The organism is Streptomyces sp. NPDC050433, from assembly GCF_044458565.1.
Taxonomy (GTDB): Bacteria; Actinomycetota; Actinomycetes; order Streptomycetales; family Streptomycetaceae; genus Streptomyces.
This window is the reverse complement of record NZ_JBITIB010000002.1, coordinates 476,128-500,273: the sequence shown is the minus strand read 5'-3', so window position 1 is coordinate 500,273 and position 24,146 is coordinate 476,128. Positions and strand designations below refer to the sequence as shown.

Genomic DNA, 24,146 nt, shown 5'->3' with positions numbered 1-24,146 from the left:
GCGGCCCCCCACCGCTTAAATTTGTGGCCGGGTTTTGGTCCCGGGCCCCCCCGTTCAAAATTGCCCCCCGCCTTCATTCCTCATCCGGTGGGGGGCGGCCCGCGGGGGCCCCCCCCACGACCTATTGCGAAGGGCTCAGAGAGAAACGCCGTGCTCGCGCAGGTACGCCAGCGGGTCGACGTCGGAGCCGTAACTCGGACCGGTGCGGATCTCGAAGTGCAGGTGCGGACCGGTGGAATTGCCGGTGGAACCGGAGAGGCCGATCTGGTCGCCGCCGCCGACACTCTGGCCCGCCGAGACGCTGAGCGAGGAGAGGTGGGCGTACTGCGAGTACTGGCCGTCCTCGTGCTGGATGACGACCTCGTTGCCGTACGACCCGGCCCAGCCGGCCGAGACGACGGTGCCGGGGCCGACCGCCTTGACGGTGGTGCCCGACGAGGCCGCGAAGTCCACGCCGGTGTGGTAGCCGCTGGCCCAGCTGCCGCCGGCCGCGCGGTAGGCGGTGGTGGTGGTCGCTCCGTCGACGGGGGCGGTGTAGCCGGAGCTGTTGCTCTGCGCCGCCGGCTGGTTCGCCGTGGTGTCGGCCTTCGGGGCGGGCTTCGCGGGAGCGGCCTTCTTCTTGGGCGCGGCCTTCTTCTTCGGGGTGGCCTCGGCCTTGCCCTCGGAGTCCGCCGTGGCCTTGGCGCCGATGGTGAGCTTCAGGCCCGGATGGATCAGCGACGGGTCGTCACCGACGGCCTCGCGGTTGTCCTCGTACAGCTTCTGCCAGCCGCCGCTGACCTTCTGCGTCTCGGCGATCTTGGCGAGGTAGTCGCCCGCGGTGACTGAGTACGTCTTCACGGTCTTGGCGGCGGCGGCCTGCTGGGCCGTCTGCGCGGCGGAAGCGGCGTGCGCGGCGGACGGGGCGGCGGCGGTCTGCTCGGCGGCGTGGGCGCCTGTGGCACCGATGAGCGGAATGGCGATGACCGCGCCACCCGCTCCGGCGGCGACAATTCCGCGCGTGATCGGGTTGGTCCTCGGACGGCGGTGCTTACCCTTTGCGGGCATGGCGATTTCCTTCTCCGGCGCCTACGAGGTGAGCTGTCGGGTTCGGGCTGGAGATGCCCGGCCGCGCGGAGACGCGACTTCACCCCAAGCCGTCCGGATATCCGGACCGGCGTTCTACCTGGGTCCCCCGCTCCTGCCACACATGGATGAGTGCTGGGTGGATGCGGATTCCGAACGGCGGCAGGATTCGGCGATCCGCTCGGATTGCGGTGACCGTAATCCGGGTGGGCCGACCGGTACAAGCCGTTGGTATTCCTCGGCAATCCACCCTCGAATATCGGCCGCCTCGAGCGGTCACCCTGCGTGGATTACGGATCTTCGAATTCCGTGCGCCGTCCCAATTCCCCTTCCGGACGCCGCCACACACCGTCACGGATATGATCTGGCTCACCAACCGAGGACGATCTACCCCCATCCCCCCTGCGATCAGGGCACGTTATACACAATCACCCAATACGGACAGAAGCCCTATTCGTGAGGTCATTTCCGCAAGACCCCATGTCGTAAAGTCGGAGCGCGACAGCGACAGCGTCGGCGACCAGCGCCGACCGCAAACGCGGAGGAGCCCACGTGACGCACGACGTGCCGCAGCAGGTCCCGCCGGCCGAGCCCGAGCTGGCCGGTGTCCGGAACTTCCGCGACGTGGGCGGTCTGCCGACCGTCGACGGGCGGCTCGTACGGTACGGACGACTCTTCCGCAGCGGCCACCTCGCGCACGCCACCCCCGAGGACACGGCGTTCCTGACGTCGCTGGGGCTGCACACGGTCTTCGACTTCCGCAACGCGGCCGACCAGAAGCTCGACGGCCTGGACGTGGAGCTGGTCGGCGTACGCAATGTGAACATTCCGCTCACCGACCCGGCCGACGGGACCGAGTTCTGGAAGATGGTCCGCCACGGCGATCTCGATCAGCTGCGGTCGATCCTCGCGGACGGCAAGGGCGTGGCCCGGATGTCCGCTTCGTACCGTTCGATCATCCTGGACCGCACCGCCGAGCACCGGCAGGTGCTGCACGCGCTGGCCGAGGAGAGCCTGCCCGCCCTGATGCACTGCGCGGCGGGCAAGGACAGGGCGGGGCTCTCCATCGCGGTGTCGCTGCTTGCCGTGGGCGTGGAGCGGGACGCGATCGAGGCCGACTATCTGAAGTCCAACGACCCGCACCGCAGGTACCTGGTGCGCCGCGGCGACCCGTCGCCCGAGGGGACTTCGCCGGAGGTCCTGGAGTTGCTGGCCCCGCTTTTCGACGCGCGCGCCGCGTACCTCGAAACGGCGTTCACGACGATGGAGGAGACGTGGGGCAGCGTCGACCGCTATCTCGCGGACGGCTTGGGGCTGACGGACGAGGCGCGCGAGCGGCTGCGGGCACGTCTCGTGGACGAAGGCTAGGACCTACGAGGGACTACCAGGGCTCACTTGGCGGGCTCACTTGGCGCCCGCCTCGAAGAGCAGCCAGAGGAACCCGGCGACCGCGTGGCCGGCCACCAGGTAGATGAACAGCCGGAGGGCGAGGCCGCGCGGGAAGTTGCTCTCCTCATCCATGACCGACTCGGCGGGCGACGCCTCGGGCGACGGCTCCTGGCGCTGCTCGGGTGGGTTCTCGGGCACGGCGAAGGCCTCTCTGATCTGGTGGAGGTGTTCTGGTCGGAGCTGACGCCGTCTCAGCGGCGGTGGGCCCCGCCCGGCAGGCACAGCTCGGCGACCGGGCTGGTCAGCAGGGTGTGTACGAACAGCAACTCGGTGCCGCCGGGACCGGCCGCCGCGAGGCGGTGCGGTGTCGTCGAGTCGAAGTGGGCGCTGTCCCCCGGATCGAGCACATGGACGGCGTCCCCGAGGCCCAGCCGCAGCCGCCCCTGAAGGACATGGATCCACTCCTCCCCCGGATGGACGCGGACGAGGTCGCCCTGCGCCCCGTACGGCACCGTCACCCGCAGCGGCTGCATCGCGCGGCCGGACGAGCTGCCCGCCTGGCGGTAGATCCAGCCGTCGGCCTCCACGGGTTCCGCCCGCGCGGCTCGGATGACGGGATCGCGCTCGGGCGGCTCCTCGCCGAGCAGCTCGGAGACCGTCGTACCGTAGACGCGGGCCAGACCGAGCAGCATCGGCAGTGAGGGCTGGCGCCGCCCGGTCTCCAGCCGGGAGAGGTGGGCCGGGGAGAGCCCGGCCCGGCCGGCGGCGGCCTCCAATGTGAGGCCCCGGCCGTGCCGCAGTTCTCGCAGCCGGGGGGCGACGTCCGGCAGGTCGTCCGCCGTGGCGTCGGTGGCGTGGGGCTCGGGGCTCGTGTGCTCAGAGGCTGCTGCGGGGTGGTTCATGGCTCCATTGCGCCAGTGATTTTCCTCTGAGGCAAATTCCTTGCCTCAGAGGCAAACCGACATCGGCGCCTTCCCCGCTCACCGGTTGGCGATGGCCTGCTTCACCAGGGTTCTGCCGAAGTCCCACATCAGCCCGCCGCCGCTGTGCGCGTCGTCCATCACGGCCGTGAAGGCCGTCATGAAGCGGTCGACCTCCGGTTCACCGATGGTCAGCGGCGGAATCAGTTTGATCACTTCGAGGTGGTCCCCCGAGACCTGCGTGAGGATGCGGTGCTTCTGGAGCAGCGGCACCACGACCATCTGCGCGAAGAGACCCTTCCGGGCCGCCTGGAGCATCGCCCATCGGCTCCGCAGCCCGATCGACGTCGGCCGCCCGAATTCGATGCCGATCATCAGCCCCCGGCCGCGCACCTCGCTCAGCAGCTCGTACCGGTCGACCAGCGCGGCCAGCCGCGACCGCAGCAGATCACCGGTCGCGCGGGCGTTGGCGACGATCTGCTCGTCCTCGATCACCGACAGGACGGCCAGGCCCGCCGCCATCGCCTGCGCGTTGGATCCGAAGCTGGCCGAGTGGACCAGCACCCGGTCCATCGAGGAGTAGACCTTCTTGAAGATCCAGTCCCTGCCGAGGGTCGCGCCGACCGGCACATAGCCGCCGGAGAGCGCCTTCGCCACACACACCAGGTCCGGCTCGACGCCTTCCTCGTGCTGGTACGCGTAGAAGTCGCCGGTCCTGCCGAGCCCGCTCTGCACCTCGTCGGCGATGAGCAGCGCCTTGTGCCGACGCAGCAACTCCTGTGCGGCCCGCAGGAAGCCGGGCGGTGTCGCGTTCACGCCCTTGCCCTGGATCGGTTCGACGACGAACCCGGCGACGTCGCCTCGCTTCAACTCCCGCTCCAGCGCGTCGAGATCACCGATCTCGAGCGCGGTGTCGGGGAGCAGCGGCGCGAAGCCGTCGCGGAAGCCGTCCTCGCCGTTGACGGAGAGCGAGCCGGTGGTCAGGCCGTGGAAAGCGTGCGAGCAGTAGAGAATCCTGGGCTTCCCGGTGGCGTACCGGGCGAACTTCAGCGCGGTCTCCACGGCTTCCGTACCGCTGTTGCCGAAGAAGACCCGGTCCAGGTGCGGGCTGTGCGCGAGCAGTCTCTCGGCGAGCAGGCCGGGCAGCGGCTGGCAGTCGAAGCGGGTGAGGTCGGCGAGCGAGGCGTCGAGGACGTCGTGCAGGGCCTTGCGTACGACGGGGTGGTGCCGGCCGAGCCCCATCACGCCGAACCCGGCGAGCATGTCGAGGTAGTCGTTGCCCTCGGCGTCCCAGAAGTAGGCGCCCTCGGCGCGCTCGTAGACCTTGTCGAAGCCGATGGTCCGCAGCATGCGCGGGAGTTGGTGGTTCAGGTGCGCGGTGTGCAACTCGTAGCGCTCACCGCCCCGTTCGGCCAGCAGCTTCGCGAGGTCGAACCCCTTGCCCGGTGCGCCGGGCGTCGCCTGCTCGGACATTGCGTGTTCTCCTTGCGCGTCAGTGCGGCGCTGACTACCGGTCAGGTCACCTGAGGGACAGCGGCGACGGGCGCCACTGTCCCTCAGGCGACCATGACGTCACGGGCCGCCGGTGTCACTTGCTCCCGGAGACCGTCTCCCGAACCGCGCGCAGCGACTCCTTGAGGGAGCCCATGGTGGCGAGTACGGCCGTCGGCTCGTAGCCGCAGTGCGCCATGCAGTTGGCGCAGCGCGGGTCCTTGCCGCGGCCGTACTTGTCCCAGTCGGTCTCCTCGATCAGTTCCCTGTACGTCGGGACGTACCCGTCGCTCATCAGATAGCAGGGGCGCTGCCAGCCGAAGAGTGAGTAGTTGGGAATCGCCCAGGCCGTGCACGGGAAGTCGGCCTTGCCTTCCAGGAAGTCCAGGAAGAGCGGTGAGTGGTTCAGGCGCCAGCGCCCCCTGTTGCCGCCGGCGAACGCCTTCTTGAACAGCTCCCGCGTCTGCTCGACGCCCAGGAAGTGCTCCTGGTCGGGTGCCTTCTCGTAGGCGTAGGCGGGCGAGATCATCATCTCGTCGACCTTCAGGTCGTCGTTGAGGTAGTTCAGGACCTCGATGATGGTCTGCGGGGTGTCGGTGTTGAAGAAGGTGGAGTTGGTGGTGACCCGGAAGCCGCGCTTCTTGGCCTCCTTCATCGCCTCCACGGCCTCGTCGAAGACCCCTTCCTTGGCGACGGACTCGTCGTGCCGCTCGCGCAGGCCGTCGATGTGCACGGCGAACGCGAAGTACGGCGACGGCGTGAACTTGTCCAACTTCTTACGCATCAGCATCGCGTTGGTGCAGAGGAAGACGTACTTCTTCTTCGCCACCAACTGCCGGACGATCTCATCGATCTGAGGGTGCATCAGCGGCTCGCCGCCGGCGATGGAGACCATCGGCGCCCCGGATTCGAGCACCGCCCCCACCGCTTGCGCCACGGGCATACGCTGCTTCAGGACCCCGGCCGGGTGCTGGATCTTGCCGCAGCCCTCACACGCGAGATTGCAGGCGAAGAGGGGTTCCAGCTCGACGATGAGGGGGAACTTCTCGCGCTTGCGGAGCTTCTGTTCGACGAGGTACGTCCCGACCCTGATGGTCTGACGGAGCGGCATGGCCATCTAGCTCACCTCCTGGGGAGCAGCAAAGAACGGTGCCATTCAAGAAAAGCCGGAATGACGGCACGAAGGACACGGAAAGCTGATATTCCACCGCGAACTGTGCCAATTCGGACTAGCTCATGCTCTGGAGCGTCCACGACCACCCGTACGGCCGCAACCGGGCCGGACCCGGCGCTCAGAGCACTGAGGAGCGTGGCGGCGGACTCCATGTCCACGGCGACGGCTCCCGTGGCGCGCAGCCCGGCCCTCTCGGGGCCGCGCACCACATGGTCGGATCCGGTCAGCGGGCCGGTATGGACCGTACGTCCGGGCAGCGCACGGGACAGCGCCTCCACGAGCAGCCCCGTACCCGTGCAGGGGGACGAGCCGTGGGGACCTCGGGTCTCGTCGGCGACGATCAGGTCCCCCGGCCGCATGCCGGGGACCAGGCCGGCACAGAATCCGGACGCGACGACGGCCGCGTCCCTGTTCCGGTCCGTTCCGAGCGCACGCGCCGTCGCACGCTCGGCGTTCTTGGGGCCCATACCCGTACGGAGCACGGTGACGGGCCCGGTGTCGCCGGTCCGGTCGTCCCGGCCCGGCAGAGCGCCCCGCAGGCCACTGCGCAGGGCAAGCTGCTCGATGCCGAGGGCGCAGGCGATCAGCAGCGGGGTGGCGAGCGGCGCGGCGGCCGGGTCGCCCGCCCTGTCGGATTCCTCGGCGGGGGCCGCTCTGTCGGGGGGAGAGTCCATCAGGCCCCCTTGCGGCTGTCCGCCCGGCTGTCGGGCCGTCGCTCCTCGGCGTTCCCCGCCCGGCCGTCCCCGAGCAGCGCGGCGCGGTCGGGGGCGCGATCCAGATGCGGCTCCCCGTTGACGTACCGGCCGAGCGCCGTGAGCGGGAACACCTGCCGGTAGAGGTGGTAGTTGATGGAGAAGTCCCACGGGAACCCGGTGCCGGTGAAGTACGGCTCGTCCCAGGAGCCGTCCTCCCGCTGGGCCGCCACGAGCCAGGCGACACCGCGCTCGACGGCCGGTGTGTCGTGGCGCCCGGCGGCGAGGAGCGCGAGCAGCGCCCACGCGGTCTGCGAGGCGGTCGAGGCGCCGTGCCCGATCCACTTCTCCTCGCGGTACGAGCGCAGGTCCTCGCCCCAGCCGCCGTCGTCGTTCTGCACGGACTCGACCCAGCGGACCGCGCGGCGGACGGCGGGATGGCCGACGGGCAGCCCGGCGGCGACGAGCGCCGGTACGACGGACCCGGTCCCGTACACGTAGTTGACGCCCCAGCGGCCGAACCAGGCGCCGTCCGCCTCCTGTTCGGCCAGCAGCCACTCGATGCCGCGCCGGGTGCGGGGGTGCTGGGCCAGGCCCTCGTACGCCAGCATCTCCACGACGTGCGCGGTGACGTCGGCCGACGGCGGGTCGATGACCTCGCCGAAGTCGCAGAACGGCAGGCGGTTCGGGAACGGGCTGACGTTGTCGGCGTCGAAGGCGCCCCAGGCGCCGTTCTTCGACTGCATGCCGAGGGTCCAGCGCGCGCCGCGCTCGACGGCCCTGTCCATGCGCACGGTGTCCGGGTGGGTCACCCGGCGCAGGGCGAGGATGACCTCGGCGGTGTCGTCGATGTCCGGGTAGTTGTCGTTGTGGAACTCGAACGCCCAGCCGCCGGGCGGAAGTCCGGGCCTGCGGACGGCCCAGTCGCCGGAGCGGACGATCTGCTCGTCCAGCATCCACTCAGCCGCCTTGAGGAGCGCGGGATGGTCCGCGCCCACGCCGGCGTCGGCCAGCGCGATCGTGGCGAGACAGGTGTCCCACACCGGGGACTGACAGGCCTCGATCATGCGCGCGCCGTCCTCGCGCCAGACGGCGAAGCGGTCGAGCGATTCGAGTCCGGCGCGCATCACCGGGTGCTTCAGGTCGTAACCGAGCAGATGCAGGGCGATGACCGAGTAGACGGCCGGGGGCTGGATGCCGCCCCAACAGCCGTCGTTCTCCTGGCGTTCGACGATCCAGCGGGCCGCCGCGTTCATCGCCGTGCGGCGTACGACGCGCGGCGCGACCTTGTGGTAGAGGTGCAGCGCCTTGTCGATCCGCTGGAAGATTCCGTCCCAACTGGCCGCCGCCGCAAGGGGCTTGGTAGGGTTCGGACGGTTGGCATCCGTGTGCAGCTCGTCGAGCGCGAAAGGCGCGGGACGGACGGGACGCAGGGCCGAGACGATCGTGAGCGGCACGATGGTCTGCCGCGCCCAGCAGCCGAACGAATAGATGTTCAGCGGGAACCACTTGGGCAGGAAGATCAGTTCGGGCGGTACCTCGGGCAGGTCGTCCCACTTCCACCAGCCGAAGAGCGCGAGCCAGATCCGGGTGAAGACCCGGCTTTCGGCGATGCCCCCCTGCTCCCTGATCCAGGCGGCGGCGCGCGCCATGTGCGGGTCGTCGGGTCTGTCCCCGGCGAGGCGGAGCGCGACGTATCCCTCGATGGTGGTGGAGAGTTCGCCGGGACCGCCGTAGAAGGTGGCCCAGGTCCCGTCGGCGCGCTGCTCGCCCCGGATGAACCGGCCGGCCGCCTCGGTGGTCTTCGCGTCCTGCACACCGAGGAACTGACGGAGCAGCAGATCCTCGGCGTCCATGGTCACGTTGGTCTCCAGATCGCCCTTCCACCAGCCCTGGGCGTCCTGACGGCCGAGCAGATGCTCGACGGATCGTGCGGTGGCACGCCGTGCGGCCTCTCCGATGTCGCTCGCGACGGGAGTGGTGTCGGACGGTTCGCTCGCCGCGGCAGCACGGGGTCCCACGGCCCCGGTGCTTCCGTCGGTCGTCGCTGTCATGGCTTCCCCTTACGTGCAGTTGGTCCTCTGCTGTGCTGGGGTCTCCGTCGTCCGCCGGATCGAGTGGAAATGACGACCCTGACGAACGGCGACTACGGAGGCTGACGGTCCGTCAGCCTCCGGTGAGCGTGGATATGCGATTGGCGATGGTGATCATCTCTTTCGTACGACGACGAAGTCCGCGAGCGCGGTGAGCTGCGCACGGACCCGTTCGGGCATGTCCACGCCGCTCAGGGCCTCGATGGCGACGGTGTGCTGCCTGCGGGCCTCCTGCGAGGTCCACTCCCGGCCGCCCGCCTCCTCGATGAGTGCGGCCCTGGTCGCGAACTCCTCCTCCGAGAAGCTGGCGAAGTCGTTGCTCTTGGCGTCGGCGGCCAGCAGTTCGGCGAGCCGTTCCGACGCGGGACCGCCCGCGGCGAGAGCGGCGACGACCGGCAGGGACTTCTTGCGCTGGCGCAGATCGCTCCATGTCTGCTTGCCGGTGGCTCCGGGGTCGCCCCAGATGCCGAGCAGGTCGTCAACGGCCTGGAAGGCGAGGCCGAGGTGGTGGCCGTACGACTCCAGGATGTCGGCCGTGCGGTCGTCGGCCCCGCCGAGGACGGCGCCGATGGAGACGGCGCAGGCGAGCAGCGCGCCCGTCTTGTTGCCCTCCATCTCCAGGCACTCCTCGACGGTGACCCGCTCGCGGTGCTCGAAGGAGATGTCCTGCGCCTGGCCGTCGATCAGTTTGCGGGTGGCGGTGGTGAGCCTGCGGGTGGCACGGCCGGCCTCGGCGGTGCCGATCTCCAGCAGGATCTCGTTGGCGAGCGCGAAGAGCGCGTCACCGACGAGGATCGCCTGGGCGGGGCCGTGCACCTTCCAGACGGTGTCGCGGTGGCGGCGCTGCTCGTCGCCGTCCATCAGGTCGTCGTGCAACAGCGAGAAGTTGTGCACCAGTTCCACGGCGACGGCGCCGGGGACACCGGTCTCGGCCGCCGATCCGGCGGCCTCCGCCGACACCAGGGCGAGCGCGGGGCGCAGGGCCTTGCCGCCGTCGCCGTCGGCGGGCCGGCCCTTGGAGTCGATCCAGCCGAAGTGGTAGGCGGCGACGGTGTTCATCGGCGGCGCGAGCCGGTCGACGGCGGCCCGCAGCACGGGGGCGGACAGGGCACGGCCGCGCTCCAGCAGCGCGACGACGTCCGCGGTGTCGACAGCCTGATTCGCCGGGGGCACAGTCGGCACGGTCTCTCCTCTTGTTGCAGTACTCATGGGTCCCGTACGCGTCCTCGCCGCGCTCATCCCCGCCGCGCTCGTCGTCGCCGTGTCCGTCACGGCCGCCTCCGGCCTCATGCGGCCTCCCGCAGCGGATGCAGATGGGTACGGCCGAGTTCGGACAGGGCCGCACCCGCCGCGTTGAAACCGCTGCGGACCGCACCTTCCATAGTCGCGGGCCAGCCGGTATCGGTCCACGCCCCGGCGAGAAAGACGCCGGGCGCACGGGTGCGCGCGGCGGGGCGAAGCCGGCCCACGCCGGGCGTGGGGGCGAACGTCGCCGTCCGCTCCCGCGTGACGAAGAAGTCCCGCACCTCGGCGCTTCTCGCGGCCGGGAGGAGACGTTTCAGCTCAGGCAGATAGCGGGCACGCAGCTCCGCGACGGGCAGGTCGATCTCGTCCGCCACGGCCGACTGCGAGAGCGCCACGTACTGGCCGTCCTTCAGACCCGAGGCGTCCGTGCGGTCGAAGACCCACTGGACGGGGGTGCCGAGCGCGGCGAAGAAGGGGCGGCGCAGCACCTTGCGGTCGTAGACGACATGCACGTTGAGGATCGGCGACGTGCCGATGTCCAGGAGCCGGCCCGGTTGGTCGAGCGCGCCGTCGGGCAGCAGCGCGTGTGTCTCGCGCTGCGGTACGGCGAGGATCACCGTGTCCGCCTCGATGCTCTCGCCCGGTACGTCGACGCTCCAGCGCCCGTCCTCGGTCCGGGCCACGGCCGTGACACGGGTGCGCAGTTCGGTGCGTACGCCCGCGGAGTCGAGGGCCTTGCGGGCCAGCGTGTCGTGCACGTCGCCGAGCGGCACGCGTGCCCAGCCGATGTCGGCGGCGCCGCGCTCGGAGAGCAGTCCGGTCTTGAAGACCATCGCGGCCAGCCCCATGGAGGCCTGCGCGGCGCGGACGTTGAGCGTGGCGACGCAGACGAGGTCCCACAGGGCCTCGACGGCGCGCGGCGACTGGCCGTGGCGGCCGAGCCAGGTCGCGAAGTCGATGCCGTCGAGCGCGGGGTCGGCCGGGTCGAGCGCCTTGAGGGCGAGGGCGGCGCGTCCTACGGAGGCCTTCTCGGCGAACGAGAGGTGCGGGTAGGTCGCGAGCCCTCCGGCGAGGTGCAGCGGCACGGGCAGCGAGTCGCGGCGCAGCCGTCCGACCCGCGGCCGGTCGCGTCCCACGTCCAGCACGGGTACGTCGAGCCGGTCCTGCAGGGGGGCGAGGGCCGCGCCGTCGACACGGTCGAGGAACCAGCGGTAGGCGGTGCAGCAGCGCAGATACACATGCTGGCCGTTGTCGACGGTCAACTCGCCGCGGGTGAAGGAGAAGGCGAGTCCGCCGAGGCGCGGGCGGCCCTCGACGAGCGTGACACGCACTCCGGCGTCGGCGAGCTGGAGTGCGGCGGTGACACCGGCGATGCCGCCGCCGACGACGACGGCGTGGCGCGACGCCGTTCTGCCCGGTGTCGTCATGCGCCCTCACCCCTGACTGTCTCAGTCAGGGACGCGGCAGGTACCCGGAAGGTTGATCGCGGCGCACGGGCGTCGCCGCCGGCGCGGGACAGCGGCGTCACGGACGCCTCCTGACGCTCTGCCGGGAGATGCTCCTGGCGTCGAGTCCGGAGAGGCCACGCACCGCGACGTACGCCTTCTCGCGGCCCGGCAGCGAGACCCGGCCGCGCAGGACGGCTTCGGGGTCGCGCTCGATGCGGTCGAGGAGCCGGCGGTAGATGCCCGCCATGGCGGCGACGCAGGCACCGCTGCGCCGGTCGAGCATGGGCAGCAGCCGGTAGCCCTCGGCGAACAGCGCGCGGGCGCGTCTGACCTCGAAGTGGACGAGCCCGGTGAAGTCGGAGCCGGCGGGAGGGGCGGCGCTGTCGAAACCGGCCGAGCAGCCGAACTTGGCGAGATCGTCGGCGGGCAGATAGACCCGCCCGTTGCTCGCGTCCTCGCGTACGTCACGCAGGATGTTGGTCAGTTGGAGCGCCAGGCCGAGGGTGTCGGCGTACTCGGACGCGCGCTCGGCGCCCGGTGCGGCGGGGTCGGTGCCGAAGACCCCGAGCGAGAGTCTGCCGATGGCTCCGGCGACGCACCGGCAGTAGATCTTGAGGTCGTCCCATGTCTCGTACGTCTCGCCCTTGACGTCCATCAGGACGCCGTCGATCAGTTCGTCGAGGCCGCCGAGCGGGAGCGGGAAGCGGCGGGCCGCGTCGGCGAGCGCGACGGCGACGGGGTCGGTGTCGTCCTCCTCGACGCGGCCGTTTCTGATCCGCCCGAGGAGGCCGCGGGTGTCTTCGAGCCTGGACTGCTTGGCGCCGGGCTCCAGCGTGCCGTCGCCGATGTCGTCGACGCGCCGCGAGAACGCGTAGAGCGCCGACATGGCCTGCCGCTTGTCGGCGGGCAGCAGCCGGATGCCATAGGCGAAATTACGGGCCTGCTGCCCGGTGATGGCCTCGCAGTAGCTGTACGCGGCCTCTACCGGCGCCGACACGGGGGTCTGTTCCTCCACGATCCGGCTCACCCCTTTCTGTGCGTTTTCCGCAGGACTGCTCCCACTTCACGCAGCAGACGCGGTGTGGTGGCTTTGGGCGGTCCGGGCAGTACATCGTGTCCGACGGCGGCGACGGAGGAGAGGGCGGCGCGCCCCCCGCCGACGAATCCGGCGAGCAGCAGTCGGAGCCTGCCGCGCACGCTGTGGACCAACGGCCCTCCCTCGTCCAGGAGTTGACGGGCGCGATCGGCCTCGAAGGCGATCAGGCTGCGGACGGACGCGTTCGCGGTCGGTGCGGCGAGGTCCGCCTCGGTGACATGGAACCGCTTCATGTCGTCGGCCGGGAGATAGATCCGGTCGCTCGCCAGGTCCTCGGCGACGTCCTGGAGGTGCTCGACGATCTGGAGCCCGGTGCAGACGGCGTCGGAGCGTCGGACGCGCTCGGGGGTCGCGGTGCCGGTGATGGCGAGGACGAGACGGCCGACGGGGTTGGCGGAGAGTTCGCAGTAGGCGAGGAGGTCGTCGTAGGTGCCGTAGCGCCGTACGGACTGGTCCTGGCGGTTGGCCTCGATCAGGCCGAGGAACGGCTCGGGCGTGAGCGCGTGGCGCCGTACGGTCGGGACGATGCCCCGCAGCAGCGGGTGGCGGGGGGCCGGGCCCGCCGGGTCGAACACCCGGCGCAGGTCGGTTTCGAAGGCGTCCAGCATGGCGAGCCTGTTGTCCGTCATGGCGGGGTCGAGGCCGAGGTGACGGGCGTCGGCGCCGCCGGGTGCGAGGTCGCCGTCGCCGATGTCGTCGACGAGGCGGGCGTAGCCGTAGACAGCCATCAGGTCTTCGCGCCAGGTGCGCGGCAGGAAGAAGGGGGCGACGGGAAAGTTCTCACCGGACGCCTTGTCGAGGGTGGCTCGCGAGGAGGTCTCGGTCTGCCTCTGGGCGGCCCCCGTCACTGCGGTCCGCCTGCTGCGGGGACGGCGCGACCCTCGCGGAGCTGGAGATCAACCGTCATTGCCGTCACGTCTCCCGTTCTACACTGCCGACCCAAACATCCCATTTCGGACACGCCGCGCGGCCTGGCGACTGGGATACCGCCGATATGGGCGGATCCGCAGCCGGTCAACCGGGGCTCACGGACGTATCGCCGCTCTTGCCACGAATCAGCACCGCTACAGCTTACGTCGTACAACACCCTCGGCCGCGCCGGGGGACCTCGCGCACCACGACAACACCACGGATCCGTACAACCTTCCTCAGCGGCACGGGACTTGACGGAAGTTTGACGATTGACGGGCCCTACGGCCCCGGCTCACGCTCCGCCGGGCCGGTCTCGGGGCACCAGCAGGCCGGCCACGATCGTGTCGGTCGTGCGCTCGATGACGGCGGCCAGGTCCGTGGCCGGAAGCCGGCGCATCGGCCCGTCGAGGACGAGCATCGCGAGGCCGTGCGCCGTCGACCAGGCGGCGGCCTCGGCGCCGGGGCGGTTGTGGGCGGGCATACGGCCGGTGGCGACCAGCTCGTCCAGCGCCTTGGTGAGCAGGTTGTACGAGCGGTACTGAGGGCTGTCGGCGGGCGGCGTCACACCACCCCAACCATCGCCCACACCCTCGTCGCCGTCCTGCAGCGAGTGGGAGAAGGCCGTACGGAAGAGGCCGGGCTGGTCCAGGGCGAAGCCGACGTAGCCCCGGCCGATCGCCGCCAGCCGCTGTTCCGCGGCCAGACCGGGGTCGTCCGCGCCGGGCGCCGCCGCGGCGACCCGTTCCATGGCGTCCGCGAGCATCTGCTGCGCCTGGATCTTGACGGCGAGGAGCAGATCGCCCTGGCCGGCGAAGTGGCGGTAGGCGGCGGTGGCCGAGACGCCCGCGCGGCGGGCGACCTCACGCAGGACCACCTTGGCCGGCCCCCCGTCGGTCGCGAGCTCCACCCCGGCTCCGATCAGCGCGTTGCGCAGGTCGCCGTGGTGATAGCCGGCCTTGCCTCCCTGGTTCGCCCGGTTGTTCGCCATGCCTTCATCCTGCCCGATGTTGACAGCATTAACATCCCCTGCCAGAGTCAGTGTTGACGCCGTTAACATTCCTGGATGGGGGATCCCGTGCTGTCCACGATCGCTGAGCTGGCCCTGAAGAGGTCGCGGCTCCTACTCGTACTGACCACCGTCACCGTGGTCGCCATGGGCGCCCTCGGCGCGGGCGCCTTCGGCAAGCTTCTCGGCGGCGGATTCGAGGACCCGGACGCGCAGTCGTCGCGGGCCGCCGTCCAGATCGACGAGAAGTTCGGAGGCCAGACCAATCTGCTGTTTCTGATCGGCGAGGAAGGGAGCGGCCGGCAGGGGCCCGGCTCCCTCGCCGTCGACGAGCAGGGCCGCGCCATCACCGCCGGCCTCAAGAACGACCCCACCGTGAGCAACGTGGTGTCGTACTGGGACACCAAGAGCCCGCGTCTCATCTCGGAGAGCGGCGGCGAAGCACTCGTCGCCCTCCATGTGAAGGGCGACGAGTCGCAGCGCACCGAACGCGCCGAGGAGCTGATCGACCGCTACAGCGGCGAGCACGACGGTGTCCAGGTCCGGGCGGGCGGCGCGACCGCCATCGGCATCGACATCGGCGGCCAGGTCTCCGGCGACCTCGCCGTCGCCGAGGCGATCGCCGTACCGGTGACGCTCCTGCTGCTGGTACTCGCCTTCGGCAGCCTGGTGGCCGCCATGCTGCCCCTGGTCATCGGGCTGATCGCGATCGTCGGCACCTTCGCGCTGCTCTTCGTCCTCGGCAGCGTGACCGACGTGTCGGTCTTCGCGATCAACCTGACCACCGCGCTGGGCCTCGGCCTCGGCATCGACTACGCGCTCCTGCTCGTGAGCCGCTTCCGTGAACAGCTCACCGCGGGCGACGAGGTCCCCGACGCGCTGCGCGCCACCGTGCGGACGGCCGGGCGCACGATCCTGTTCTCGGCCGCCACCGTCGCCGCCGCGCTCGCCGCGCTGCTCGTCTTCCCGCAGTACTTCCTGCGCTCCTTCGCCTACGCGGGGATCGGCGTGGTCGCGATCGCGGTCGTCGCCGCCCTGTTCGTCGTGCCGCCGCTGCTCGCCGTGCTCGGCCACCGGGTCAACAAGGGCCGGGTGCCCTGGGCTCGTACCGTACGGCGCTCGGACGCGCCGTTCTGGGGGCGGCTCGCCGCGCTCGTCATGCGCCGTCCCGCCCTCACCGCCCTGCCGGTGCTCGCCGTGCTGCTGCTCGTCGCGAGCCCGCTGCTCGGTGTCACGTTCGGCACACCCGACGAGCGGGTGCTGCCCGAGGAGGCGGCAGGCCGCCAGGTCGCGACCGCCGTCCGGGACGACTTCCCCACCGACGAGGCCGGCGCCGTGCAGATCGTGAGCACGTCGGCCGTCGGTGCCGGGCCGCTGGCGGCGTACGCGGGCGAGGTGTCCCGGCTCGACGGTGTGGTACGCGTCGACGCCTCCGCCGGTACGTACACCGACGGGCGGAGCCAGGAGCCGGGCCCGGCCAACGCGGGCCTCGGCCGGCCGGACGCGCAGCGCCTGGTGGTCGTCACCGACACGGTGCCCAAGTCCGGCGCCGCACAGGACCTGGTGGCGGACATCCGGGCGCTGGAGCGGCCCGCTGGCACCGAGCTGCTGGTCGGCGGCGTGGACGCGGTGCTGGTCGACTCCCGGCAGTCCATCGGTGACCGGCTGCCGCTGGCGGTCGGGCTGGTCGTCGTGACGACCTTCGTCCTGCTGTTCCTGTTCACCGGCAGCGTCGTCCAGCCGCTGCGTGCGCTGCTGCTCAACACGATCAGCCTGTCGGCCGCGGTCGGCGCGATGGTGTGGATCTTCCAGGACGGCCATCTCTCGTCGCTGCTGGGCTTCACGCCACAGCCCATGGACACCTCCATGACCGTGCTGCTGTTCTGCGTCGTCTTCGGACTGTCGATGGACTACGAGGTGTTCGTCACCAGCCGGATGAAGGAATTGCACGACGCGGGCGCGGACGGGACCACGACCGTCACCCAGGGCCTGGCCCGCACCGGGCGCATCGTCAGCATGGCGGCCGGGCTGCTGGCCGTGAGCTTCTTCGCCTTCGGTACGAGCCAGATCAGCTTCCTCCAGATGTTCGGCATCGGGACCGGTCTGGCGATCGTCATCGACGCGGTCGCCGTGCGCGGTGTGCTCGTACCGGCCGTGATGCGGCTGCTGGGACGCGGGGCCTGGTACGCGCCGTCCGCGCTGCGCACCCTGCACGGCAAGGTGGGCCTCGCCGAGGAGCCCGCCGCCAGGGAGCCGGAGCGCACCCCGGCCGGTGTCTGACCACGCGTACACACGCCGAGGCGGCCCCCGCCGGATCCAGTCCGGCGGGGGCCGCCTCGGTCGATGCGGGGCTCGAACTCCCGTGGAGACACGCCTACTTGCCGGTCTCCTTCTCGTACGCCTTGAGCACCTCGTCCGTCGGGCCGTCCATCAGCAGCTCGCCCTTCTCCAGCCACAGCACACGGTCGCAGGTGTCCCTGATCGACTTGTTGCTGTGACTGACCAGGAAGACCGTGCCCGCTTCCTTCCGCAGCTCGCGGATCCGCGCCTCGGAGCGGATCTGGAACTTGCGGTCACCGGTGGCCAGGGCCTCGTCGATCATCAGGACGTCGTGGTCCTTGGCCGCCGCGATGGAGAAACGGAGCCGGGCCGCCATACCCGAGGAGTACGTCCGCATCGGCAGCGTGATGAAGTCGCCCTTCTCGTTTATGCCGGAGAAGTCGACGATCGACTGGTAGCGCTCGCGCACCTGCTCGCGCGACATTCCCATGGCCAGACCGCCGAGGATGACGTTGCGCTCGCCGGTGAGATCGTTCATCAGCGCGGCGTTCACACCGAGAAGCGAGGGCTGGCCGTCGGTGTACACCTTGCCGTGCTCGGTGGGCAGCAGCCCCGCGATGGCGCGCAGCAGGGTCGACTTGCCGGAGCCGTTGGTGCCGATCAGGCCGATCGCCTCGCCGCGGTACGCGGTGAAGGTGACGCCCCTGACGGCGTGGACCTTGCGGACTCCGCGCGACTCGTCCTTGTCGCGCCTGAGTATGCGGCTCAGTGCCGCGGTCGCGCTGCCCTTGCCACCGCCGCCGCCGTTGACGCGGTACACGATGTGCACGTCGTCGGCGATGACGGTGGGGACACGTCCCTGCTCGTTGAGGTCAGCCACGGCCGTACCGTTCCTCAGCCTTCCAGAAGTACACAAAGCCCGCGATGCCGACGAGGAGCGACCAGGCGAGACCTGAGGCCCACACGTGCTGGGGCAGGTTCTCGGGGCCGTAACCGTCGATCAGCGCGAAGCGGATGAGGTCCATGTAGATGGCGGCGGGGTTGTACTGGAGGACGTCGACGATCCAGCTCGGCCAGTCCGGCTTGTTGGCGAGCATCAGCGGGATGGAGAACATCACTCCGGACGCGTACATCCAGGTGCGCATGATGAACGGCATGAGCTGGGCGAGGTCGGGCGTCTTGCTGCCCAGCCGGGCCATGATCAGCGCCAGACCGGTGTTGAAGAAGAACTGGAGCACCAGGACGGGCAGCACCAGCAGCCAGGACAGGCCCGGCAGGCTGCCGAAGGCGACCACCACGACCAGCAACACGATCATCGAGAACATCAGCTGCTGGAGCTGCTGGAGCGCGAAGGAGATGGGCAGCGAGGCACGCGGGAAGTGCAGGGCCCGCACCAGCCCCAGATTGCCCGAGATCGACTTCACGCCCGCCATCACGGACGTCTGTGTGAAGGCGAACACGAACACGCCCGTCACCAGGAACGGGATGTAGACGCGGATCTCCATCCCGCGGCCGGCGTTCAGGATCAGACCGAAGATCAAGAAGTAGACGAAGGCATTGAGCAGCGGGGTCGCCACCTGCCAGAGCTGGCCGAGCTTCGCCTGGCTGTACTGGGCCGTCAGCTTCGCCTGGGAGAAGGCGAAGATGAAATGGCGCCGGCCCCACAGTTTGCGGATGTACTCGGCCAGTCCCGGACGGGCACCGCTCACCGACAGGCCGTACTTGGCGGCAAGTTCGGTCGAGGACAGACCGTCGTCGGGAGACGGCGGCGCGCTCATGGCGATCGCGCCGTCATGGGTTGTGTCACTCACAAGTTGAAACTTTCGTGTTCAAGATGCGCAGCCGGTCGGGCACGAGCATGGACGGCCGTGACCCGGAAGTTATATCTCCCGATGGTCTCAGAACCGAGCCTGTCAGATGACAGGCGGTCGGCCCAGTCGGGTCAGCCGCCACACCGTACGCCACTTCATGGGCCTGCGGGGACCGCACGGAGTTGTCCAGCCTTCCCGGAAACCGCCGAACCATGCCTTGAGCGCGGGGACGGTGGGGCGGCGGGCCAGGGTGAGCAGGATCCAGACGCCGAGATAGACGGGGACGACGGGCGCGGGCAGGTTGCGGCGTGCGAGCCAGACCCGGTTGCGGGCCACCATGCGGTGGTACACCGCGTGCCGCGACGGCGGCATCGTGGGGTGGAAGAGCACCATGTCCGCGCGGTAGTCGATCATCCAGCCGGCGTCCAGCGCCCGCCAGGCCAGGTCCGTCTCCTCGTGGGCGTAGAAGAAGTCGCCGGGCAGGGCGCCGACCTCGGCGATGACCTTCGTACGGACGGCGTTGGCGCCGCCCAGGAAGGTCGTCACGCGGGAGGACCGCAGCGGGTCGGAGGCGCGCAGCCGGGGGACGTGGCGGCGCTGGGTGAGGCCGGTGTCGGGGTCGGCGATCCGGAAGCTGACGATACCGAGGACCGGGTCGGCGGCGAACGCCGTGCGGACCAGTTCGGCGGTGTCGGTGCCGGGCAGCAGGCCGTCGTCGTCGAGGAAGAGCAGGACGTCCACGTCGGAGCCGGAGGGGCCGAAGGCCTCGATGCCGACGTTACGGCCGCCGGGGATGCCGAGGTTGTCGGGCAGCTCGATGGTCCGTACGCCGTCGGGCACGTCGCCGACCGGGGCGCCGTTGCCGACGACCACGACGTCGATCGCATCGCCGTCCTGCTTGGCCACGGAGTCGATGAGGGCGCGCAGATCGTCGGGGCGGTTGCCCATGGTGATGATCACCGCACCGAGACGCATGTCACTCACCTCAGCCTGCTGGAGGCGAGGATCGACACGAGGTGCAGCACGGCCTGGAGGAGCGCGATACCGGCCAGCACGGCGACGCCGAGACGGGAGAAGAACAGGTCGTCCCTGATCGAGTCCAGGATCGCCAGGACGAGGATCAGCAGGGACGCCTCGATGCCGAGGATGAGCCGGTGGAACTTCAGCGCCCCGGCCGCCCTGCGGGCCAGCGCCATGCCGGACGAGCGCGGCTCGGAGGCGGACTCCTTGACCGGCGGCAGGCCCTGCTGGTGGCGGGCGACGCCGACCAGGTCCGTCTCGGCCTTGATCAGGATGGCGCCGAGGGCGGCGAGCGTACCGAGGAAGGCCCACAGCCAGTCGATCCGTCCGGTGCCCCACAGGTCGGCGGCGCGCAGCCCGAAGCCGACCAGGACGGCGGCGTCGCACAGATAGGCGGCGACCCGGTCCAGATAGACCCCGGTCATCGAGTACTGCTTCTTCCAGCGGGCGATCTCACCGTCGACACAGTCGAGCAGCAGATAGAGCTGGACCATCAGCACGCCGAGCACCGCGCCCGTGATCCCCGGCACCAGGAGGGCGGGGGCCGCGAGGGCGCCGGCGACGGTCATCACGTAGGTCACCTGGTTCGGCGTGACCCGCGTGTTCACCAGGTACCGGTCGACACGCAGGGAGACCTCCCGCATGTAGAGCCGGCCGCCCCAGTGCTCGCCGCTCCGCCGGTCCTTGACGCCCGGAGGGTGAACGACCGGACGGAGTTCAGCTACTGATGGTCGTGGCATAGTCGGCGTACGCGTCCCTGATCTGGTCGGTGGACAGGTCGAGGTGCTCAAGAATCGTGAAGCGGCCCGGACGGGTCTGCGGTGCGTATTCGACGGCCTGGACGAACTCGTCGGCGGTGAAGCCGATCTGCTCGGGCAGCACCGGCAGTTCGTGTCTGCGCAGGACCTCGGCGATGAGCCCCGCCTGCTCGCGCGCGCCGCGCAGATGCATCGCGAAGGCGGCGCCGATGCCTACCTGCTCGCCGTGGCTCGCGGCCCTCTTGGGGTGGAGCAGGTCGAAGGCGTGGCTGATCTCGTGGCAGGCGCCGGACGAGGGGCGGGTGTCGCCGCTGATCGAGATGGCGATGCCGGACAGGACCAGCGCCTCGGAGAGCACGGTGAGGAATTCGTCGTCGCCGACGCCGCCGGGGTGGCGCAGGACGGACTCGCCGGCGGTACGGGCCATGGCGGCGGCCAGCCCGTCCACCGGTTCGCCGTTGATCTCGTGCGACAGCTCCCAGTCGGCGATCGCCGAGAGGTTGGAGATGGCGTCGCCGATGCCGGAGCGTACGAAGCGGGCCGGGGCCTCGCGTACGACATCGAGGTCGATGACCATCGCGATCGGCATCGGCACGCCGTAGGAGCCGCGGCCGTTGTCGTTGTCCAGGGTGGCGACCGGTGAACACAGGCCGTCGTGGGCGAGGTTGGTGGCGACGGAGACCATCGGCAGCCCGACCCGTGCGGCGGCGTACTTCGCGACATCGATGATCTTGCCGCCGCCGAGCCCGACCACCGCGTCGTACCGCTTGCCCTTTATGTCGTCGGCGAGCTTCACGGCGGAGTCGATCGTGCCGTCGGCGACGGCGTACCAGGCGGCGCCCGGCAGCAGCGGTGACAGCTTCTCGCGCAGGGCCTGCCCCGAGCCGCCGCTGATCGCGATGGCGAGCTTGCCGGACGCGGAGATCCGCTGGTCGGCGAGGAGGCCGGCGAGGTCGTCCATGGCGCCGCGGGTGATGTCGACGACGACCGGGGACGGGATGAGTCGGGTCAGTACTGGCACGCGATGACACGGCCCTTCGCGAGGTCGTCGTGGTTGTCGATCTCCACCCAGGGGACGTCGCCGATGGGGGCGACGTCGATGGTGAAGCCTCTGTCCACGAGTTCCTGGTAGCCGTCCTCGTAGTAGAGGCCGGGGTCGCGCTCGAACGTGGTCCTGAGGGCGTCGGCGAGTTCGTCGGCGGCCTCGGGCTCGATGAGGGTGACGCCGATGTACTCGCCGGTGGCGGTGGCGGGGTCCATCAGCTTCGTGATGCGCCGCACGCCCTTGTCCGGCTCGGCGATGACCTTCATCTCCTCGTCGGCGAGGTGCTTCTCCGCGTCGAGGGCGAGGATGATCTTCCGGCCCTCGCCGCGCGCGGCGAGCAGTGTGCGCTCGACGGAGACGGGGTGGACGGTGTCGCCGTTGGCGAGGATCACACCCCGCTTGATGACGTCACGGGCGCACCAGAGGGAGTAGGCGTTGTTCCACTCCTCGGCCTTGTCGTTGTCGACCAGGGTGAGCGTGAGGCCGTACTTCGCCTCCAGGGCGGCCTTGCGCTCGTACACGGCCTCCTTGCGGTAGCCGACGACGATCGCGGCCTCGGTGAGCCCGATCTCGGCGAAGTTGCCCAGTGTGAGGTCGAGGACGGTCGTGTCGCCGTCGACCGGGACGAGGGCCTTGGGGAGCGTGTCGGTGTAGGGGCGCAGGCGCCTTCCGGCACCAGCTGCCAGTACGAGGCCGATCATGCGGTTTCTCCTTCGTCGTGTACGGCGGGGGCGCCGGAGGACACCCAGAACTGGATGGACTCCGTGAGCGCGATCACGGCGACGACGACGGCGAGCACCGTCAGTCCCGGCGGGAGGTCGAATGCGGTCGTGGAGAAGGCGGCGAGCACGGCGACGAGCAGCGTGCGGCCCTCGTGTCCGCCGAGCGACCGGACCAGCCCGCGGGGCGGGGCTCCGGCGCCGCCACGGATGCGGTACACCGTGTCGTAGTGGTGGTAGGCGACCGCCGCGACCAGCCCGAACGCGGCGGGCAGGGCACCGGGGACGTCGGCGCGGGCGGCGAAGATCAGGACGGTGCTGTACTCGGTCGCCCGGAAGACCGGCGGGATGAGCCAGTCGAGCGGGCCGCCCATCCGGTGGGCGACCGCGATCCCCGAGGTCACGACGTACACCAGGGCGCCGAGGACGAGGACAGGGCTGTCGAGCGGGCCGAAGGCGGCCATGGTGACGGCGGCGGTGCCGCCCGCGACGGCGATCAGCAGAGGCAGCACACCGGGCAGCGGGCGGGCCGGGCGCCGTACGACGCGTGCGACCAGTTCGGCGAGCGGGCCCGAGTCGGCGAGGTCCGCGAGCGCCTGGGCGGCGCGGTCGGTGCGGACGGCCTTGCGGGTCACCGAGCGCAGGACGCGGCCGGCGGTGGTGTAGCAGGCGGCGAAGGCGCAGCCGGCGAGGAGCGCGTAGAAGACGATCCGGGGAGTGGTCAGGGCCGTGAGGACCGCGATCATCGCCCAGCGCTCACCGATCGGCAGGACGATCATCCGGCGCACCCAGACGGTCCAGCCGACGCTGTCGAGTCTGCTGGAGAGGGCGGTGGTGGGGGTGCCGACGACGGCCTTGCCGTTGACCGTCGCGGCGGTGCTGTCGGCGTTGGCCTCGTTGAAGGAGAAGTCCACGAAGTGGCGGACGGACTGGAGGACCATCGCGGCCAGCGCGAGGGTCCATACGTCGTCACCGCCGCCGCGGGCCGCGCCGATCGCGAGACCCGCGTAGTACGCGTACTCCTTGGCCCGGTCGAAGGTCGCGTCCAGCCAGGCGCCCATCGTGGAGTACCGCAGCGAGTAGCGGGCCAGCTGTCCGTCGGTACAGTCGAGGACGAAGGAGAAGATCAGCAGCAGACCGGCCGCGACATAGCCGCCGCGGGTGCCGGTGGCCGCGCATCCTGCCGCGATCAGGGCGGTGAACAGGGACGCGGTGGTGACCTGGTTGGGGGTCAGTCCGCGCCGGGCGCACCAGCGGGCGAGGTAGCGGGAGTAGGGGCTGACGCAGAAGGTGGTGAAGAAGCCGTCGCGTGCCTTCACGGCGGAGCGCAGCCGTACGGCCTCGTCGTCGACGGCCGCGACGGCGGCCAGCGCCTGTTCGCGGGCGGCCGGCCGGTCGGGGACGGTGGCGACGAGCGAGCCGAGTTCGGGGTGCTGTACGGCGGTGCCGTCGGCTTCGAGGGCGGCGCTCACCCGGTCGGCGAGGGGGAGTTCGACGGGCTGTTCGGCCTCGGTCACCAGGCCGGTGCCACCGGTCCGTACGGCGGGGGCCTCGGCGGCCCTGTCCGTACGGTCCACGGCTGTGCCGTCGGTCACGGTGGCCAGCGCCACGGTCAGCGCGGCTCGCGCCTCGGGTTGGGCGGTCAGCGCGCCGTTGACGGCCGCGGCCGGGAACCGGGGATCGGTCAACGCCAGCCGCAGCGCGTGGAGATGACCGACGAAGCGCTGATCGACAAGGGCGACGCGGTCGGCGGCGGGCGCCGAGGCGAGCAGGCCGAGGGCCGCCGCCGCGTCGGGCGCGGTGCGCACGTCGAATCCCAGCGACCGCAGATCGCCTTCGAGCGGCGATCCGGGTACCGGCGTACCGGTGAGGATGGCGGTCGACAGACGAACTCACTCCTTGACACTGACAGGGCGGACGCGCGGCGGCTCTGCCCAGGGGGGTCCGGGCGGGCGGCATGTCGGCAGAGGCTATCGGATGAA

The 24,146-nt window shown here is 70.5% G+C and carries 21 protein-coding genes and 1 riboswitch; of the genes, 2 read left to right on the top strand and 19 right to left on the bottom strand.

Annotated features, from left to right (window positions below; translation table 11 throughout):
* Nucleotides 1–135: 135 nt before the first annotated feature.
* A complete protein-coding gene (locus tag ACIBLA_RS04910; RefSeq protein ID WP_363246741.1) occupies nt 136–1,047 on the bottom strand; it encodes a LysM peptidoglycan-binding domain-containing M23 family metallopeptidase in 912 nt (303 codons plus the stop codon).
* A 3-nt stretch (nt 1,048–1,050) separates the two neighbouring features.
* Nucleotides 1,051–1,210: riboswitch (cyclic di-AMP (ydaO/yuaA leader) on the bottom strand.
* Nucleotides 1,211–1,629: 419 nt separating this feature from the next.
* Here ACIBLA_RS04910 and ACIBLA_RS04905 point away from each other — a divergent pair.
* A complete protein-coding gene (locus tag ACIBLA_RS04905) occupies nt 1,630–2,433 on the top strand; it encodes a tyrosine-protein phosphatase (RefSeq protein WP_399197752.1) in 804 nt (267 codons plus the stop codon).
* 36 nt (nt 2,434–2,469) lie between these two features.
* Here the strand turns inward: ACIBLA_RS04905 and ACIBLA_RS04900 are convergent, their stop codons facing one another.
* From ACIBLA_RS04900 to ACIBLA_RS04850, 11 genes are all read right to left on the bottom strand, one after another.
* Entirely contained in the window at nt 2,470–2,652 is a 183-nt protein-coding gene (locus ACIBLA_RS04900) for a DUF6126 family protein (protein WP_399197744.1), read from the bottom strand.
* A 53-nt stretch (nt 2,653–2,705) separates the two neighbouring features.
* Nucleotides 2,706–3,356, bottom strand: a complete 651-nt coding sequence (locus ACIBLA_RS04895; RefSeq protein WP_399197743.1) for a helix-turn-helix domain-containing protein — start codon at nt 3,354–3,356, stop codon at nt 2,706–2,708.
* Between the two features lie 78 nt (nt 3,357–3,434).
* Nucleotides 3,435–4,847, bottom strand: a complete 1,413-nt coding sequence (locus ACIBLA_RS04890) for an aspartate aminotransferase family protein (protein ID WP_399197742.1) — start codon at nt 4,845–4,847, stop codon at nt 3,435–3,437.
* A gap of 115 nt (nt 4,848–4,962) precedes the next feature.
* A complete protein-coding gene (gene hpnH, locus ACIBLA_RS04885; protein WP_363246737.1) occupies nt 4,963–5,982 on the bottom strand; it encodes an adenosyl-hopene transferase HpnH in 1,020 nt (339 codons plus the stop codon).
* Between the two features lie 5 nt (nt 5,983–5,987).
* Entirely contained in the window at nt 5,988–6,713 is a 726-nt protein-coding gene (locus ACIBLA_RS04880; protein WP_399197741.1) for a 1-hydroxy-2-methyl-2-butenyl 4-diphosphate reductase, read from the bottom strand.
* Nucleotides 6,713–8,785, bottom strand: coding sequence for a squalene--hopene cyclase (gene shc / locus ACIBLA_RS04875; protein WP_399197740.1), 2,073 nt, complete (start codon nt 8,783–8,785; stop codon nt 6,713–6,715). The genes ACIBLA_RS04880 and shc overlap by 1 nt, the downstream gene beginning before the upstream one ends.
* A gap of 153 nt (nt 8,786–8,938) precedes the next feature.
* A complete protein-coding gene (locus ACIBLA_RS04870; RefSeq protein WP_363246734.1) occupies nt 8,939–10,033 on the bottom strand; it encodes a polyprenyl synthetase family protein in 1,095 nt (364 codons plus the stop codon).
* Between the two features lie 77 nt (nt 10,034–10,110).
* On the bottom strand, nt 10,111–11,496 hold the full coding sequence (gene hpnE / locus ACIBLA_RS04865; RefSeq protein ID WP_363246733.1) for a hydroxysqualene dehydroxylase HpnE: 1,386 nt from the start codon (nt 11,494–11,496) through the stop codon (nt 10,111–10,113).
* Between the two features lie 97 nt (nt 11,497–11,593).
* Complete coding sequence (gene hpnD / locus ACIBLA_RS04860; protein WP_363246732.1) at nt 11,594–12,544, bottom strand: presqualene diphosphate synthase HpnD; 951 nt, start codon at nt 12,542–12,544, stop codon at nt 11,594–11,596.
* On the bottom strand, nt 12,541–13,461 hold the full coding sequence (hpnC, locus tag ACIBLA_RS04855) for a squalene synthase HpnC (RefSeq protein ID WP_363246731.1): 921 nt from the start codon (nt 13,459–13,461) through the stop codon (nt 12,541–12,543). Before hpnC ends, hpnD begins: the two co-directional genes overlap by 4 nt.
* A 356-nt stretch (nt 13,462–13,817) precedes the next feature.
* On the bottom strand, nt 13,818–14,513 hold the full coding sequence (locus tag ACIBLA_RS04850) for a TetR/AcrR family transcriptional regulator (protein ID WP_363246730.1): 696 nt from the start codon (nt 14,511–14,513) through the stop codon (nt 13,818–13,820).
* Between the two features lie 87 nt (nt 14,514–14,600).
* On the opposite strand from ACIBLA_RS04850, the gene ACIBLA_RS04845 reads away from it, so the two are divergent.
* Nucleotides 14,601–16,811, top strand: coding sequence for an MMPL family transporter (locus ACIBLA_RS04845; protein WP_363246742.1), 2,211 nt, complete (start codon nt 14,601–14,603; stop codon nt 16,809–16,811).
* A 94-nt stretch (nt 16,812–16,905) separates the two neighbouring features.
* Here ACIBLA_RS04845 and ACIBLA_RS04840 read toward each other — a convergent pair whose 3' ends face one another.
* From ACIBLA_RS04840 to ACIBLA_RS04810, 7 genes are all read right to left on the bottom strand, one after another.
* Nucleotides 16,906–17,691 carry an ABC transporter ATP-binding protein gene (locus ACIBLA_RS04840; RefSeq protein ID WP_363244809.1) on the bottom strand — a complete coding sequence of 262 codons (786 nt, stop codon included), beginning with the start codon at nt 17,689–17,691 and terminating at the stop codon, nt 16,906–16,908.
* Nucleotides 17,684–18,622, bottom strand: a complete 939-nt coding sequence (locus ACIBLA_RS04835) for an ABC transporter permease (RefSeq protein ID WP_363244810.1) — start codon at nt 18,620–18,622, stop codon at nt 17,684–17,686. Before ACIBLA_RS04835 ends, ACIBLA_RS04840 begins: the two co-directional genes overlap by 8 nt.
* 102 nt (nt 18,623–18,724) lie before the next feature.
* Nucleotides 18,725–19,597, bottom strand: a complete 873-nt coding sequence (locus ACIBLA_RS04830) for a glycosyltransferase (RefSeq protein ID WP_363244811.1) — start codon at nt 19,595–19,597, stop codon at nt 18,725–18,727.
* A 5-nt stretch (nt 19,598–19,602) separates the two neighbouring features.
* Nucleotides 19,603–20,382 (bottom strand): CDP-alcohol phosphatidyltransferase family protein, encoded by a 780-nt coding sequence (locus tag ACIBLA_RS04825; protein WP_363244812.1) that lies wholly within the window; start codon nt 20,380–20,382, stop codon nt 19,603–19,605.
* Entirely contained in the window at nt 20,360–21,421 is a 1,062-nt protein-coding gene (locus tag ACIBLA_RS04820; protein ID WP_363244813.1) for an iron-containing alcohol dehydrogenase family protein, read from the bottom strand. The genes ACIBLA_RS04825 and ACIBLA_RS04820 overlap by 23 nt, the downstream gene beginning before the upstream one ends.
* Nucleotides 21,409–22,146 carry a phosphocholine cytidylyltransferase family protein gene (locus tag ACIBLA_RS04815; RefSeq protein ID WP_363244814.1) on the bottom strand — a complete coding sequence of 246 codons (738 nt, stop codon included), beginning with the start codon at nt 22,144–22,146 and terminating at the stop codon, nt 21,409–21,411. Before ACIBLA_RS04815 ends, ACIBLA_RS04820 begins: the two co-directional genes overlap by 13 nt.
* Entirely contained in the window at nt 22,143–24,050 is a 1,908-nt protein-coding gene (locus ACIBLA_RS04810; RefSeq protein WP_399197751.1) for a DUF5941 domain-containing protein, read from the bottom strand. The genes ACIBLA_RS04815 and ACIBLA_RS04810 overlap by 4 nt, the downstream gene beginning before the upstream one ends.
* Between the last annotated feature and the right edge of the window lie 96 nt (nt 24,051–24,146).